Source organism: Solimonas soli DSM 21787 (genome assembly GCF_000474945.1).
In the GTDB taxonomy this organism is placed as follows: domain Bacteria; phylum Pseudomonadota; class Gammaproteobacteria; order Nevskiales; family Nevskiaceae; genus Solimonas; species Solimonas soli.
In genome coordinates, this window is sequence record NZ_KI440837.1 from 1 (window position 1) to 14,890 (window position 14,890).

At 68.4% G+C, this 14,890-nt stretch carries 15 protein-coding genes; all 15 read right to left on the reverse strand.

Annotated features, from left to right (window positions below):
• Positions 1-89 precede the first annotated feature (89 nt).
• The 15 genes from rnhB to tsf all read right to left on the reverse strand — a co-directional run bounded on the left by rnhB (position 90) and on the right by tsf (position 14,887).
• Positions 90-743, reverse strand: coding sequence for a ribonuclease HII (gene rnhB, locus K344_RS0114640; RefSeq protein WP_051362267.1), 654 nt, complete (start codon positions 741-743; stop codon positions 90-92).
• A 279-nt stretch (positions 744-1,022) separates the two neighbouring features.
• Positions 1,023-2,168 carry a lipid-A-disaccharide synthase gene (lpxB, locus tag K344_RS0114645; protein ID WP_043114652.1) on the reverse strand — a complete coding sequence of 382 codons (1,146 nt, stop codon included), beginning with the start codon at positions 2,166-2,168 and terminating at the stop codon, positions 1,023-1,025.
• A 34-nt stretch (positions 2,169-2,202) separates the two neighbouring features.
• Positions 2,203-2,757: a peroxiredoxin gene (locus K344_RS0114650; protein WP_028081294.1), complete on the reverse strand. Its 555-nt coding sequence runs from the start codon at positions 2,755-2,757 to the stop codon at positions 2,203-2,205.
• Between the two features lie 36 nt (positions 2,758-2,793).
• Positions 2,794-3,579: an acyl-ACP--UDP-N-acetylglucosamine O-acyltransferase gene (lpxA, locus tag K344_RS0114655; RefSeq protein WP_028081295.1), complete on the reverse strand. Its 786-nt coding sequence runs from the start codon at positions 3,577-3,579 to the stop codon at positions 2,794-2,796.
• Positions 3,576-4,061, reverse strand: a complete 486-nt coding sequence (gene fabZ / locus K344_RS0114660; protein ID WP_043114653.1) for a 3-hydroxyacyl-ACP dehydratase FabZ — start codon at positions 4,059-4,061, stop codon at positions 3,576-3,578. The genes lpxA and fabZ overlap by 4 nt, the downstream gene beginning before the upstream one ends.
• Positions 4,033-5,097, reverse strand: a complete 1,065-nt coding sequence (lpxD, locus tag K344_RS0114665) for a UDP-3-O-(3-hydroxymyristoyl)glucosamine N-acyltransferase (protein ID WP_028081297.1) — start codon at positions 5,095-5,097, stop codon at positions 4,033-4,035. Before lpxD ends, fabZ begins: the two co-directional genes overlap by 29 nt.
• A gap of 141 nt (positions 5,098-5,238) precedes the next feature.
• A complete protein-coding gene (locus K344_RS0114670; RefSeq protein WP_043114654.1) occupies positions 5,239-5,757 on the reverse strand; it encodes an OmpH/Skp family outer membrane protein in 519 nt (172 codons plus the stop codon).
• A gap of 36 nt (positions 5,758-5,793) precedes the next feature.
• Positions 5,794-8,103: an outer membrane protein assembly factor BamA gene (bamA, locus tag K344_RS0114675; protein WP_043114656.1), complete on the reverse strand. Its 2,310-nt coding sequence runs from the start codon at positions 8,101-8,103 to the stop codon at positions 5,794-5,796.
• 17 nt (positions 8,104-8,120) lie between these two features.
• On the reverse strand, positions 8,121-9,500 hold the full coding sequence (gene rseP, locus K344_RS0114680) for an RIP metalloprotease RseP (protein ID WP_051362316.1): 1,380 nt from the start codon (positions 9,498-9,500) through the stop codon (positions 8,121-8,123).
• Positions 9,493-10,692 carry a 1-deoxy-D-xylulose-5-phosphate reductoisomerase gene (gene dxr / locus K344_RS0114685; protein WP_043114730.1) on the reverse strand — a complete coding sequence of 400 codons (1,200 nt, stop codon included), beginning with the start codon at positions 10,690-10,692 and terminating at the stop codon, positions 9,493-9,495. The genes rseP and dxr overlap by 8 nt, the downstream gene beginning before the upstream one ends.
• A 22-nt stretch (positions 10,693-10,714) precedes the next feature.
• A complete protein-coding gene (locus K344_RS0114690; protein ID WP_028081302.1) occupies positions 10,715-11,536 on the reverse strand; it encodes a phosphatidate cytidylyltransferase in 822 nt (273 codons plus the stop codon).
• A gap of 48 nt (positions 11,537-11,584) precedes the next feature.
• On the reverse strand, positions 11,585-12,289 hold the full coding sequence (uppS, locus tag K344_RS0114695; RefSeq protein WP_169729302.1) for a polyprenyl diphosphate synthase: 705 nt from the start codon (positions 12,287-12,289) through the stop codon (positions 11,585-11,587).
• Between the two features lie 55 nt (positions 12,290-12,344).
• Complete coding sequence (gene frr, locus K344_RS0114700) at positions 12,345-12,902, reverse strand: ribosome recycling factor (protein WP_028081304.1); 558 nt, start codon at positions 12,900-12,902, stop codon at positions 12,345-12,347.
• 48 nt (positions 12,903-12,950) lie between these two features.
• Complete coding sequence (pyrH, locus tag K344_RS0114705; RefSeq protein WP_028081305.1) at positions 12,951-13,691, reverse strand: UMP kinase; 741 nt, start codon at positions 13,689-13,691, stop codon at positions 12,951-12,953.
• Positions 13,692-13,840: 149 nt separating this feature from the next.
• Positions 13,841-14,887, reverse strand: coding sequence for a translation elongation factor Ts (gene tsf, locus K344_RS0114710; RefSeq protein ID WP_028081306.1), 1,047 nt, complete (start codon positions 14,885-14,887; stop codon positions 13,841-13,843).
• Positions 14,888-14,890 lie beyond the last annotated feature (3 nt).

Here is a 14,890-nt window from a genome sequence, read left to right on the forward strand (position 1 = left end):
CGCGCACATGCCTGGACGTGCGGCCGCACGCATGAGAGAGCGTGCTCCCGCACCCGTTTGCGCTGCGCGCAAAGCACCGTGTCGCACGCTCATGCCGAAACGCCGTCCCGTTCGAGCGCGCTGTCGTCGGGTGCTGCGTCGGCGAACAGATCGGGCTGCGCGCAGGGCGCGAAGCTCAGGCGATGCAGCGCGCAGACGCCGAGGCGACGCAGCGCGGCGAGATGATCCGGCGTGCCGTAGCCCTTGTGCTTGGCGAAGCCGTAGCCCGGATAGTCGGCGTCGAGACGCCGCATCTCGCGGTCGCGCGCCACCTTGGCGAGGATCGAGGCCGCCATGATCGGCGCGTGGATGGCGTCTCCTTCGACGACCGCGGAGGCCGGGCACGGCAGCTGCGGCGGCAGGCGGTTGCCGTCGATCAGGCAATGCAGCGGCGCCGGCTGCAGCGCGGCGATGGCGCGCTGCATCGCCAGCATGGTTGCGTGCAGGATGTTGAGGCGTTCGATCTCCTCGAGCTCGGCGCGCGCGATGGCGAACGCGAGGGCGCGCTTCTGGATCTGCTCGAACAGGGTCTCGCGCTCGGCGGCCTTGAGCTTCTTCGAATCGTCGAGGCCGCGGATGCCGTGGTTTCTGGCGAGTATGACCGCCGCCGCATAGACCGGCCCGGCGAGGCAGCCGCGCCCGGCTTCGTCGATCCCGGCGACGAGCGGAACGGTGTACGAGGCGATCGAGACGCGACGGGGCATGGCGGGAATTCTAGGCGCTGCGGGCGACGAAAACAGGCTTGACGAACGCGCCGGACGCGCGAACGTCCCGGCGCGACGGCGCGCGGCGGGTTCTGCGGCAAGCCCCGCTTCATGGGGCCGGCCCCTACGGGATGCCGTCTGGCAAGCCGCCATGCGGCGTTGCGGGCCGCTTCCTGGGAATCACCCGAGTGCGCGTCCCGCGCCTTGCCCTTGGACGGGAACCCGGTGCCTGGCGGCTTGCCAGACGGCACCACAGCGACGCGATGAGCGTCAACAGGCCTAGCGCTGCAGCATGCCGGCGATGATCGCCGCGGCGCGCGCCGCGGCGTCGCAGCGCAGGGTCTGGCGCACGCGGTCGAAGGCCTCGAGCTGGCGCGCGCGCGCGGCGCTGCCGGGCGTCAGCAGTTCGAGCACGGCGGCGGCGAGCCGCTCCGGCGTCGCCCGGTCCTGCAGCAGTTCGGGCACCGTCGGTTGGTCGGCGAGCAGGTTCGGCAGGCTGACGTACCGGGTCTTCAGCATGCCGGCCTTCAGCAGCAGCCAGGCCGTCACCGGCGAGCCGCGATAGGCCACCACCATCGGCCGGCCGACCAGCAGGCATTCCAGCGTGGCGGTGCCGGAGGCGATCAGCACTGCGTCGGCGGCACGCATCACCTCGCGCGACTGGCCGTCGAGCAGCGTCCACGGCAGCTGCGGCGCGTGCTCGGCGATCGCCGCCTGCATGGCCGCACGCAAGCCGGGCTTGGCGAGCGGCGTGACGAAACGCACGTCGGCAAGCTGCGCGGCGATGCGCCGCGCCGCCTGCGCGAACGGCGCGGCCAGGTATTTCAGTTCCGAACCGCGGCTGCCCGGCAGCACGGCGACGGTCGGCGTGTCGAGCGGCAGGCCGAGCGCGGCACGCGCCTCGCGCGGCGTCACCGCGGCATCGAGTTCGTCGGCCAGCGGATGGCCGATGTAGTCGGCGGCGACGCCGCGCTGCGCGTAGAACGCCGGCTCGAAGGGAAACAGGCAGAGGATGCGCTCGACCGCCCTGGCGATGGTCTTCACGCGGCCGGCGCGCCAGGCCCAGACCGTCGGGCTGACGACGTGCACGGTGCGCAGGTCCTGCACGCGCAGCGCGCGTTCGACGCCGAGATTGAAATCCGGTGCGTCGATGCCGATGACGACGTCCGGCCGGTCGAGCGAGAACCGTGCGATCAGCTCGCGGCGCAGGCGCAGGATGCGCGGCAGCGCCGGCAGCACTTCGGCGATGCCCATCACCGACAGCTGGTCGATCGAGGCGATCGCCTCGCAGCCGGCGGCGCGCATGTGCGGCCCGGCCACGCCGTAGAACTGCGCGTGCGGCAGCCGCGCGCGCAGCGCCTCGATCAGCGCGGCACCGAGCAGGTCGCCGGACAGCTCGCCGGCGATCAGCGCGATCTTCAGCATCGCGCGCGAACGTCCGCCCGTCGTGCCGGCGCCCTCACGAAGCCGGCTGCGCCGGCTTCTGCGCCTTCCACTGCCTGATGGCGTTCAGCGTGTTGGCGACGTGCTGGCTCGGGTCCATCGCGCTATAGGCGTAGAGGATCTTGGCGTCCGGGGTGATGACGTAGGAAATGCGGCTGGCGTAATTCACCAGCGGCAGCTTGGCGTCGTAGGCCGTCATGATCTTTGCGTCGGCGTCGGCGGCGACCGGAAACTTGCCGCCGCATTCGGTCAGCGAGAACTTGTGCAGGGTATCGATGGCGTCGCCCGACACGCCGATCACCGTCGCGCCCAGCGCCTTGTACTGGTCCATCGCCTCGGCGAACAGATGCGCTTCCACAGTGCAGCCCTTGGTGAAGGCCTTCGGGTAGAAGTAGACGACGACCGGACCGCGCCTGAGGGCGTCGGCCAGCGAGAAGGCGTAGTCCTTGCCGGCCAGCGACGCCGGCGCCGAGAAATCCGGCGCGCTGGCGCCCGCCTCCAGCGCGGCGCTCGCCGGCATGACGACGCCGAGTCCGAGCAGTGCCGCGATCCACCATTTGCTTATGCGCATGACCTTCTCCTTGAGCCTTGGGCCGCCGGCGCGCGCTCAGCGTTGCAGCGCGCGCTTCGAACCTTCGATGAACTTCAGCATGTACGCGACCTGCGCCGATCCGGATGCCATCTGCGCCAGCTCGAGCTTGACGTTCTCCATCGTCTGGCCCGACAGGAAGATCAGCTTGTACGCGTCCTTGATCGCCGCGACGTCTTCGGCACTGAAGCCGCGCCGGCGCAGGCCCTCGGCATTGATGCCGCGCGCTTCGGCCGGATGGCCCTGGACCATGATGAAAGGCACCACGTCGCGGGTGATGACGCTGCCGCCGCCGGTGAAGACATGATTGCCGATCTGGCAGTACTGGTGGATCAGCGTGTAGCCGCCGCAGCCGACGTAGTCGCCGAGCAGCACGTGGCCGGCGAGCGAGGTGTTGTTGGCGAGGATGTTGTGGCTGCCGACGATGCAGTCGTGGCCGATGTGCACCGCGGCCATGATCCAGTTGCGATCGCCGACCCTGGTCAGGCCGTCCTTTTCCTTCATCGTGCCGCGCTGGATCGTCACGTATTCGCGGATCGTGTTGCCGTCACCGATCTCGACGCGCGTCGGATCATCCGGCTTGGCGGTCATGTCCTGCGAAATCTCACCGAGCGAGGCGAACTGGAAGATCCTGTTGTGCTTGCCGATCGTCATCGGCCCGCGCAGCACGACATGCGGACCGACGACCGTGCCCTCGCCGATCGTCACGCCCGGACCGACGATGCTGTACGGGCCGACCTCGACCGTCTCGTGCAGTTCGGCCTTCGGATCGATGATCGCGGTCGGGTGAATGCGGCTGCTCACGATTCGACGCCCTCGTCGTATTTCGCGGTGCGCAGCACGCACATGATCTCCGCCTCGCTGGCCAGCTCGCCGTCGACGGTGGCGCGCGTGCGGAATTTCCAGATGTCGCGCTTGTGCTTCTCGAGCTCGACGTGGAAGGTCAGGGTGTCGCCCGGCGTCACCGGCCGCTTGAAGCGGCAGTTGTCGATGCCGGCGAAATACAGCACCAGGCCGTCCTTGGCGGACAGGCCCGACTTGTGGATGGCGAGCAGGCCACAGGCCTGCGCCAGCGCCTCGATCTGCAGCACGCCCGGCATGGTCGGCAGGCCGGGGAAATGGCCCGGGAAGAACGGCTCGTTGAAGGTGACGTTCTTGATCGCGGTCAGCGTCATCTTCTCCGCGTCGATCGCCGTCACCCGATCGACCAGCAGGAACGGATAGCGGTGTGGCAGCAGCTTGAGGATCTGGCAGATATCAAAGGTTGGCGTCGTTGTTGTCGTCATCGTCCTGTGACCCTTGGGGGAGACGGAGGTGTTGCTCGAGCGCCTGCAGGCGCGCTTCCAGCTTGCCCAGGCGCCGCACCCGCGCCACGGTCTTGCGCCATTCGCGGGCGTCGTCGAGCGGCAGACCGGAGCCGTAGATGCCGCGCTGCCGGATCGAGTTCGTCACCATGGCACGGCCCAGCACGACGACGTCGTCGGCGATCTCGATATGGCCGTTGATGCCTACCGCGCCGCCAATCATACAGCGGCGCCCGACGCGGGTACTGCCGGCGATGCCGGTGTGCGCGGCGATCGCCGTATGCGCGCCGATCCGGCAGTTGTGGGCGATCTGGATCAGGTTGTCGAGGCGCACGCCGTTCTCGATCACCGTGTCGTCGATCGCGCCGCGGTCGATGCAGGTATTGGCGCCGATCTCGACGTCGTCGCCGATCAGCAGCGAGCCGAGCTGCGGCACCTCCTCCCAGCCGTTCGGGCCGCGCGCGTTGCCGAAACCGCGCGAGCCGAGCACGGCGCCGGCCTGCACCTGGCAGCGCGCGCCGACGCGCACGCGCGGCCCGACCCAGACACGGGCGACGAGGCGCGTGCGCTCGCCGATCACGGCGTCGCGCGCGACGACGCAGCCGGGGCCGACGAAGACCTGCGCGCCGAGCTGCGCGCCGGCCTCGATCAGCGCGCCGGCGCCGACGTGGCAGCCCTCGCCGAGCGTCGCGCCGGCCGCGACCACGGCGCTGGCATGCACGCCGGGCGCGAAATCGCGGTCCGGATCGAACAGCGCGGCGATGCGCGCGTAGGCCAGATACGGATCGGGCGCGACCAGGCCCGCGGTCCGCAGCGCCTCGGCGTCGCGCGGATGGACGATGACCACGGCCGCCGCCGTCGTCGCCAGCTCGGCGCGCAGCCTGGGATTCGACAGGAAGCTGAGGCAGCCCGCCTTGCCCGGCGACAGTCCGCAGACCCCGGACACCGGCGTGGACGGATCGCCGCGCGAAGTGAGGCCGAAGCGCTGCGCGAGATCTTGGAGCGTGTAGGAAGCCATGGACGCGGAGTGGATGTGCGGCGGCAGGCTAGAGCCTAGCCGGGCGCCGGCAGGGCGCGCAAACAACGACGGCCTGCGCAGGCAGGCCGTCGTGAACCATGCGGCGGGCTCGCTCGGCGCAGCGCCGCCGCCGGCCGCGGCCTACTTGCCGCCCGGCGTCTGCAGGCGCTTCAGCACGTCGTCGGTGATGTCCATGTCCGGCTTGGCGAACACCGGCTCGTCGACGACCAGATCGAGATTCTTTTCCTTGGCGACGGCGTCGATCACGCCCTTGATCGCCGTCATCGCCTTCGACAGCTGCTCCTGGCGCGCCTTGTTGAAATCTTCCTGCAACTGGCGGCCCTTGGCTTCGATGTCGATGCGGCGCGTCGTCAGATCCTTCTCCTTCTTCGCGCGATCGGCGGCCGCGAGCAGATCGGCTTCCTTCTGGTAGGCGCCGATGTCGTCCTGCAGCTTCTTGCCTTCGGCCTGCAGGTCGTTGTTGCGGCGGTCGAACTGTGCCTTGAGCTGGTCCTGGGCGGCCTTGAACTGCGGCGCCTTGGCGGTGAGCTCGGCGGAACGCAGCACGCCGATCTTGACGTCGGCCAGCGCCGGCAGCGCCGTCATGGCCAGAACGATAGCGGCAATGGCGCCGGTGATGGCGCGGGTCTTACGAATCATGTCTCTCTCTCGTGTCGTCGTGTTGCTGCAGAAATTTTAGAAGCCGGAGCCGAAGGTGATCTGGAAGCGATCCTGATCGTCACCCGGTTTCGGATTGAGCGGGAACGCATAGCTCAGGTCGAGCAGGCCGAGGAACGGCGTGAACCAGGAGAAGGCGATACCGGCCGACTGGCGCAGTTCGTCGAACTCGAAGTCGCCGGGCTTGGCGAACACATTGCCGACGTCCCAGAAGGCTTCCAGGCGCGTCGACTTGCCGTCGCTCTCGATCGGCAGGGGGATGATGATATTGGTCTGCGCCGTGGTGCGCAGCTTGCCACCGTAAGGGTTGCCGAACAGGTTGGTCGGATGGTCGTGCGGACCGAGCGAGCCGTCCTTGTAGCCGCGCACCGTGCGCGAACCGCCGGCGAAGTAGTTTTCCCACGGCGGCACGTCGCTGCTGCCGTAGCTGTCGACCAAGCCGATCGAGCCGTTGATCTCGGCGGTGAACTTCCAGAACAGCGGCACGTACTGCTGGGCGCGGTAGCTGAGGTTGTAGTACTCGAGGTCGCTGCCCGGCAGCGCGAGATCCATGGTCAGCGAGTGCAGCGCGCCGCGCGTCGCGAAGAAGGTGCGGTTGCGCGAGTCGTAGCTGATGCCGGTGCGCGCCTGGTACGTGAAGAACTCGGTGCCGTTGTCGATGACGAACCTGAGGATTTCGTCCGAGCTGCTCGACGGGAAGGTGTCGACCGCGGTGTTCTCGATGCCGAAGCCGGCGCGCAGCGCGACGAATTCCGACAGCGGGATGCCGTAGGTCAGGTTCGCCGCCAGCGTGTTGGTGTTGAAGCCCGACGAATAGCGGATCACCGATTCCGACTTGCGGTACGACAGCGAGATCGTCTGCGCGATGCCGTCCTCGGTGAAGTAAGGATCGGTCCACGACAGGTTGATCGCCCGCGAGATCGCGTTGTTCTCGGCCTGCAGGTCGATGCGGTTGCCGGTGCCGAGGAAATTCGTGTGCGTGATCTGGCCGGTGATCAGGAAGCCGGACGAGCCCGAGTAGCCGACGCCGAACTGCAGCGAGCCCGGCGGGCGCTCCTTGACCTTGAAGGCGACGTCGACGAGATCGTCGCTGCCGGGCACCGGCTTGGTGTCGACTTCCGCTTCCTCGATGAACGGCAGGCGCGTGAGACGCACGCGCGAACGCTCGATCGACGACTTCGCATACGGCGCCGCCTCGAGCTGGCGCATCTCGCGGCGCAGCGTCTCGTCGTTGGTGCCGCTGTTGCCGGTGAAGCTGATCTGGCGGACGTAGGCGCGCTTGCCGGGGTCGACCACGTAGTTCAGCGAGACTTCCTTCTTGTCCTCGTCGACCTCCGGCACCGGCGTCACCTTGGCGAAGGCGTAGCCGATGTCCGACAGCGCCGCCTCGATGCGATCCGACGACTCGGTCGCTTCCTTGCGCGAGAAGGTCTGGCCGGCCTGCGTCGAGGTCAGCGCCTCGAGGTAGCGCTCGTTGAGGATGGTGTTGCCCGAGTAGCGGCGGTCCTTGATCTTGTAGATGTCGCCTTCGGTGACGTTGATCGTCACGTAGATCGACTTCTTGTCCGGCGTCAGCGCGACCTGCACGGAGTCGACCGAGAACTTCAGGTAGCCGCGGTCCTGGTAGTAGGACTGCAGCTTCTCGAGATCGCCGGACAGGGCCTGCTTGGAGTAGCGGTCGCTCTTCTGGAACGGCACCCAGTTGGTGGTCTTCAGGCTCAGCTGGTCGAGCAGATCCTGGGTCTTGAAGACGTGGTTGCCGATGATGTTGATGTCGGTGATCTTGGTGACCGAGCCTTCGGTGACCTTGATGTTCAGCGACACGCGGTTGTTCGGCTCCTCGGTGACCTTGGTCTCGATGCCGACGTCGTAGTAGCCGTTGGCGAAGTACTGGCGGCGCAGTTCCTGCTCCACCTGATCGAGCAGGTCGCGGCGGAACAGCTCGCCGTCGGCGAGGCCGAGATCCTTCAGCGACTTCTTCAGCTCGTCGCCGCCGATCTTCTCGTTGCCCTCGATCTTGAAGGTCGAGATCGCCGGTCGCTCGACGAGCTTGACGACCAGCGCATTGCCGTCGCGCTCGAGCTGCACGTCCTGAAACAGGCCCGAGCCGTACAGGGCCCGGATCGCCTGCGTCGAGGTCGCGCTGTTGAGTTCGTCGCCGGCGGTCAACGGCAGATAGGTGAGCACCGTGCCGATCTCGAGGCGCTGCAGGCCCTCGGCACGAATCTCGGAAATCTTGAAGGGCTCGAAGGCATGCGCCTGCGCCGTCAGCGCCAGTGCGGCCAGAGCGGTGGCAATGGCCGTCTTGGAAGTCTTGAGTCTTTTCACCGGCTCTATTCTTTAGATCAGTTCAGCAGGCGCACGATATCGTTGTAAAACGCGAGTCCCATCAGCAAGGCCAGCAGCGTCAGGCCGATGCGCTGCCCCGCTTCCTGGGCCCGCTCGGAAAGCGGCGAACCTTTCAGTGCTTCCACGCCGTAATAAAGCAGATGCCCGCCGTCCAGCACCGGCACCGGCAGCAAGTTGAGCACGCCGAGACTGACACTGACCACCGCCATGAAGCTCAGGAACGGAATCCATCCGACCTGCGCCGAATACCCCGCGACCTGCGCGATCTGGATCGGACCGCTGACGTTCTTGACCGACACCTCGCCGGTCACCATGCGCCACAGCATGCGCAAGCTCAACGCCGACATCCGCCAAGTCTCTGACGCGGCTCGCGGAATCGCCTCGAGCGGACCGGACTGACTGACGGCGCGCAAATCCTGCCACAAGTCCCCGGGGTTCGCCACGCTGGCGCCGAAGCGGCCGATGGTTTTGCCGTCCTCCTCGACGCGGCCGAGGATCACCGTGAACGCCAGTTCCTCGCCGTTGCGGCGCACGCGAACCTTGGTCACCTCGCCCGGATGCGCGCGTACCCAGCTTGCCCACTGCTGCCAGGAATCAATGTTCGTGCCATCGAAGCTCAGCAGCTCGTCGCCCGGCCTGAAGCCGGCCGCCTCCGCCGCGCCGCCCGGCTGCACGCCGTCGAGCCGCGCCGGCAGCTTCGGCTGGAACGGCACGAGACCGAGATCGTCGAACAGGAATTCGGGGTCGACGCGCACGCCGGACAGCGGCAGCACCACCGACCGCAGGCCGCCGCCGCTCGACTTCACCGTCAGCGGCAGCTCGCCCCTGTCGAGCGTGCGCTCGATGATCTCGGTGCGCAGCTCGTTCCAGGTCGGGATCGGTTCGTCGCCGACCATGGTGATCTGTTCGCCGGCCGCCAGGTGCGCCTGCGCGGCGACCGAGCCTTCCGGCGGCTGCGCGATGATCGGCTTGAGGCCCTGCACGCCGATCACGAACACGCACCAGTACAGCGCGATCGCCAGGGCGAAGTTGAACAGCGGCCCGGCGGCGACGATCGCCATGCGCTTGAACACCGGGGCCTGCGTGAAGGCCAGATGGCGCTCGGCCGGCGCAACGATGCCCTCGCGCTCGTCGAGCATCTTCACGTAGCCGCCGAGCGGCACCGCCGAGATCACCCACTCGACGCCGTCCTTGGCGCGATGCGTCCAGATCGGCCGGCCGAAGCCGATCGAGAAACGCAGCACCTTGACGCCGCAGCGACGCGCCACCCAGTAGTGCCCGAATTCATGGAACGCGACCAGCACGCCGATGGTGACGATGAAACCGCCGATCGACCAGGCGCCGGTGGCAAGCCCCGCCGTAAGCGTGTCAAGCACCGGCGGCCTCCGCGGCGCGCGCGCGCGCCCAGGCATCGACAGCGACGATCGCCTCCATGTCGGCGGCCGGTGGCGCGCTCCTGCCTGCTGCGTCGCTCAGCGTCGTTTCGATCACTTCTGCAATCCCCGGGTACGAAAGCCGCCCCTCCAGAAACGCTTGGACAGCGATTTCGTTCGCGGCGTTCAATATGTTCGGCAAATCGCCGCCGCCGCGCAGCGCGGCGCGGGCCAGCGCAAGGCACGGGAAGCGTCGCGGATCGGCCGGCTCGAAGCGGAAGCGGCCGAGCGCCGCCAGATCGAGCCCGCCGACGCCGGATTCCCAGCGCTCCGGCCAGGCCAGCGCGTGCGCGATCGGCACCCGCATGTCGGCCTGCCCGAGCTGCGCGAGCATGGAACCATCGACGTATTCGACGAGCGAATGGATGGCGCTTTCCGGGTGGATGACAACCTCGAGCCGCGCGTCCGGCAGGTCGTAGAGCACCGAAGCCTCGATCAGCTCGAGGCCCTTGTTCATCATCGTCGCCGAGTCGACCGAGATCTTGCGACCCATCACCCAGTTCGGATGGCGCACGGCCTGCTCGGGCGTGACGTCCGCCAGGGCCTCGAGCGGCGTTTCGCGAAACGGCCCGCCGGACGCGGTGAGGATCAGGCGCTGCACGTGCGAGGGCGCGCGGCCGCAGCGGCTGTCCGGCGGCAGGCACTGGAAGATCGCGTTGTGTTCGGAGTCGATCGGGATGATCAAGGCCCCGCTGCGCGCGGCTTCCTGCATCAGCAAGCGGCCGGCCATCACCAGCGGTTCCTTGTTGGCGATCAGCACGCGCTTGCCGGCGCGCACCGCGGCCAGGGTTGGCAGCAGACCGACGGCGCCGACGATCGCCGACATCACCTGATCGGCGTCGGCGTGCGCGGCGAGCTCGGCGAGCGCCGCGGCGCCGGCCCGCACTTCGGTGCGCAGGCCCGCTTCGTTGGCCAGACGCGCGCGCAGCGCCTGCGCCGCCCCGGCATCGGCGAGCGCCGCGTAGCGCGGGCGAAACTCGACGCACAGCGCCGCCAGCGCATCGACGTCGCGGTTCGCGGTCAGGGCCAGCGCCTGCAGGCGCTGCGGATGGCGACGCACGAGATCGAGCGTGTTGCGGCCGATCGTGCCGGTCGCGCCGAGCACCACCAGTTGCTGCGGCTTCACGGCAGGCATGCGCAGGTCGGGCATCGTGCCTTCACGCCAGACCACAGAGCAGCAGGCCGAGCACCATCACCGGCACGGCGGCGACGATGCTGTCGGTGCGGTCGAGGATGCCGCCGTGGCCCGGCAGGATGTGGCCGCTGTCCTTGAGGCCGGCGCTGCGCTTGAGCATCGATTCGGTGAGATCGCCGATGATCGACACCGCCGCGACGATCAGCGACAGCGCCACCAGTGCCGCGATCGCCCCCGGCGTGCGCAGGCCGAACACCCAGCTGCCGGCGACCAGCGCGAACACCGCGACCAGCGCCAGCCCGCCGCAGGCGCCCTCCAGCGTCTTGCCCGGCGAGATCGCCGGCGCCAGCTTGCGCCGGCCGAAGGCGCGGCCGGCGAAGTACGCGCCGGTGTCGGCGGCGAACACGACGAACAGCGTGTACAGCAGCTTCAGCGGACCCTGCTCCAGGCGATGCAGCGCGGCGATCGAGATCAGCGTGCTGGCGATCATGAGCAGGCCGCCGAGCGCCAGCGCCGGCGTCGCCACCGGACCGCTCCGCGGATAGAGACGCAGGCGCAGCGGCATCAGCAGCCAGATCAGCGCGACCGGCAGCAGCGCCGTGCCCAGCGCCGGGCCGTTGATCGGGCTGAACCAGGTCGCCGCCAGCATCGCCGCGGTCACCGCCAGATACGCGATCCGCGCGCCCCGGCGTGCGGCCAGTCCCATGAAGGCGGTCCACTCCCAGGCCATGACCAGGCCGACGCCGGACAGCGCGAGATACAGCCAGGGCGTCGGCGCGAACCAGACCAGGCCGAGCAGGATCGGCAGCAGCACCAGCGCCGTGAGGACGCGTTGCATCAGCATGTCGGCTTCCTCATCGGTTCATTCGGGCCACGGGTCGGCACGGTTCGTTCAACTCCCGGCGGCCGCCGGCACGCCGCCGAAGCGGCGCTCGCGGCTCGCGTACCAGTCGAGCGCCTCGCGCAGCAGCGGCGCGTCGGCGTCCGGCCACAGCAGTTCGGTGAAGTACAGCTCGGTGTAGGCCAGCTGCCAGAGCATGAAGTTGCTGATGCGCGATTCGCCGCCGGTGCGGATCAGCAGCTCCGGCGCCGGCCACTCGGCGGTCGCCAGTTCCGCTTCGAGCGCCGCCGCGCTGATCTCGCGGCCGCTCGCCGCGACCTTCTGCGCCGCCTGCACGATGTCCCACTGCCCGCCATAGCCGACCGCGACCACCAGCGTCATCGTCGTGTTGCCGGCGGTGTGCCGCTCGGCCTCGGCAATGCGCTGGCGCAGCTTGTCGGAGAAGCCGGAGTGCTCGCCGATCACGCGCAGGCGGATGCCGTTCCGGTGCAGGTCCGGCAGCTCGCGCTCGAGCACCGTCAGCAGCAGCTCCATGAGCATGCGCACTTCGAGCGGCGGCCGCTTCCAGTTCTCCTGCGAGAAGGCGAACAGGGTCAGCACTTCGATGCCGAGGTCGCGCGCGGCGCCGACGATGCGGCGCACGGCCTTGACGCCGGCCTGGTGCCCGAACGGCCGCAGCTGGCCGCGCGCCTGCGCCCAGCGGCCGTTGCCGTCCATGATGATCGCGACGTGGCGCGGTGGTTCGGATATGCCCATCGAGGGGCCTATCGGGCGGGATGCGCGCGACATGGCGCGGTGTACGGCGGCCGCCTCACATCGACATCAGTTCTTTTTCCTTCACCGCCGCCGCTTCGTCGACCTTGGCGACGTACTGGTCGGTCAGCTTCTGGATGTCGGTCTCGGCGCGCTTCTCGTCGTCGGTCGAGATCTGCTTGTTCTTGACCAGGTCCTTGACCGCCTGGTTGGCATCGCGGCGCACGGCGCGAATCGCCACCTTGGCGTTCTCCGCCTCGCTCTTGACGACCTTGACCAGATCCTTGCGGCGCTGCTCGGTGAGCGGCGGAATGATGATGCGGATGGTCTGCCCGGCGGTATTCGGCGTCAGGCCCAGATCGGAGGTCATGATCGCCTTCTCGATCAGGCTGACCAGCGCCTTGTCCCAGGCCTGGATGACGATGGTGCGGGCGTCCTCGACGGTGATCTGCGCCGCCTGCGACAGCGGCACTTCGGAACCGTAGTACTCGACGCGGACGTGGTCGAGCAGCGCGGCGTTGGCGCGACCGGTGCGCAGCTTGGCCAGTTCGTTCTTCAGCACGTCGACGCACTTGCTCATGCGCTTGGTGGCGTCGTTCTTGATGTCGTTCAGCATCTGCGAAACTCCAGTACAGCGAATGGGTGCGGCGATTGTCCTTGCAGCTCAGCGATTGACGCGCGTGCCGATGGTCATGTCGCCGGTGACGATCTTCAGCAGCGCGCCGGGCCGGTCCATGTCGTAGACGCACAGCTTCATGCCGTGGTCGCGGCACAGCACCATCGCCGTCTGGTCCATCACGCCGAGCCGCCTGGCCAGCGCCTCGTCGTAGCTCAGCTCGTCGTAGCGCTTCGCGGTCGGGTCCTTCTTCGGATCGGCGGTGTAGATGCCGTCGACGGTCGTCGCCTTCAGCAGCAGGTCCGCCTCGATCTCGACGGCGCGCAGCGCGGCCGCGGAGTCGGTGGTGAAGAACGGGTTGCCGGTGCCGGCGGCGAACACCACGACGCGGCCTTTCTCGAGATGACGCGCGGCCTTGCGGCGGATGAAGTCCTCGCAGACCTCGTTGATGCGGATCGCCGACTGCACGCGCACCTGCAGGCCGCCGACGCGCTCGATGGCATCCTGCAGCGCCAGGGCGTTGATGACGGTCGCCAGCATGCCCATCTGGTCGCCGGTGACGCGGTCCATGCCGGCCCGCGCCAGGCGCTCGCCGCGGTAGATGTTGCCGCCGCCGACCACCAGCGCGACCTCGACGCCGATGTCGACCACCGCCTTGATCTCGTGCGCGAGAAAGGCCGTGACCTCCGGCGAGATGCCGAACGCCTGATCGCCCATCAACGCTTCGCCGGACAGCTTGAGGAGGATTCGCCGGTACGCGGGTTTCAGGTCAGCGCTCTGCGTGCTCATGGGGGCTCGAAGTGGGCTCGGGCGGGGCTCGGGCGGCGTCACACCGCCCGCATAGTACTAGGGTCCGTCAGCGCCATGGGCTTAAAAAGAAGCCCCGTTTCCGGGGCTTCTTCGCTATCGGACGCTAAGCGCGTCGATCTTAACGCGGATCAGGCCTTGATGCCGGCCTGCGCCATGACCTCGGCGGCGAAATCGACCTGCGCCTTCTCGATGCCCTCGCCGACCGCGAAGCGCACGAAACGCGCGACCTTGGCCTTCTTCTCGGCGAGCAGCTTCTCGACGGTCTGGTCGGGGTTCTTGACGAAGGGCTGGCCGAGCAGGGTGATCTCGCTGACGAACTTGGCGGTGCGGCCGTCGATCATCTTGGCGAGAATCTCGGCCGGCTTGGCCTTGAAGCCGCCGCCGAACTTCTTCTTGATCACCGCGTAGTCGTCGTCCCAGCGCTTCTTCTCGTCGTCGGACAGCCCGGCATAGACGCCGTTCTGCTTTTCCTCGTCCATTTCCTTGAGCGCCGCCGCCAGCTTGTCGGACTCGGCCTTGGCGTCGGCCTGCTCCTGCGCGACGGTCGCTTCGATGATGCGACGCTCGTTGGCCAGCACCTCCGCCGAGATTTCGCCGGCGTTGAGGAAGCGCGGGCTCATCGCGGCGATGTGCATGGCGATGTCGCGCGCCAGCTCGACGTCACCCGACTCCATCGCCACGATCACGCCGATCTTGTCGCCCGGGTGCAGGTAGCTGACCAGCGGGCCGCCGGCCGATTCGACGATCGCGAAGCGGCGGATCGTCATGTTCTCGCCGAGCTTGGCGATCAGCGCGCGGCGCTGCTCGTCGAGCGTGGCCTCGCCGGCCTTGAGCGCGGTCAGCGCGTCGACGTGGCCCGGCTTGTGCGCGTGCGCGGCCTGCGCGGCCAGCTTGGCCAGCTCGCGGAAGGCCTCGCCCTTGGCGACGAAGTCGGTTTCGCTGTTCAGCTCGACGATGGCCAGCGCCTCGTCGTTGCCGGCGATCGCCAGCACGCCTTCGGCGGCGGTGCGGCTCGCCTTCTTGTCGGCCTTGGCGGCGCCGTCCATGCGCAGCTTCTCGGCAGCCTTGTCGAGATCGCCGCCGGTCGCTTCGAGGGCCTTCTTGCAGTCGCCCATGCCGGCGCCGGTGCGCTCACGGAGCTCTTTGACGAGGGCAGCAGTGATGGGAGTGCTCATGGG

What these genes read in the sequence shown, in the direction of transcription:
- rnhB (WP_051362267.1), bottom strand. Translation starts at nt 743, where the DNA reads ATGCCCCGTCGCGTCTCGATCGCCTCGTACACCGTTCCGCTCGTCGCC.
- lpxB (WP_043114652.1), bottom strand. Translation starts at nt 2,168, where the DNA reads ATGCTGAAGATCGCGCTGATCGCCGGCGAGCTGTCCGGCGACCTGCTC.
- K344_RS0114650 (WP_028081294.1), bottom strand. Translation starts at nt 2,757, where the DNA reads ATGCGCATAAGCAAATGGTGGATCGCGGCACTGCTCGGACTCGGCGTC.
- fabZ (WP_043114653.1), bottom strand. Translation starts at nt 4,061, where the DNA reads ATGACGACAACAACGACGCCAACCTTTGATATCTGCCAGATCCTCAAG.
- lpxD (WP_028081297.1), bottom strand. Translation starts at nt 5,097, where the DNA reads ATGGCTTCCTACACGCTCCAAGATCTCGCGCAGCGCTTCGGCCTCACT.
- K344_RS0114670 (WP_043114654.1), bottom strand. Translation starts at nt 5,757, where the DNA reads ATGATTCGTAAGACCCGCGCCATCACCGGCGCCATTGCCGCTATCGTT.
- dxr (WP_043114730.1), bottom strand. Translation starts at nt 10,692, where the DNA reads ATGCCTGCCGTGAAGCCGCAGCAACTGGTGGTGCTCGGCGCGACCGGC.
- K344_RS0114690 (WP_028081302.1), bottom strand. Translation starts at nt 11,536, where the DNA reads ATGCTGATGCAACGCGTCCTCACGGCGCTGGTGCTGCTGCCGATCCTG.
- uppS (WP_169729302.1), bottom strand. Translation starts at nt 12,289, where the DNA reads ATGGGCATATCCGAACCACCGCGCCACGTCGCGATCATCATGGACGGC.
- frr (WP_028081304.1), bottom strand. Translation starts at nt 12,902, where the DNA reads ATGCTGAACGACATCAAGAACGACGCCACCAAGCGCATGAGCAAGTGC.
- pyrH (WP_028081305.1), bottom strand. Translation starts at nt 13,691, where the DNA reads ATGAGCACGCAGAGCGCTGACCTGAAACCCGCGTACCGGCGAATCCTC.
- tsf (WP_028081306.1), bottom strand. Translation starts at nt 14,887, where the DNA reads ATGAGCACTCCCATCACTGCTGCCCTCGTCAAAGAGCTCCGTGAGCGC.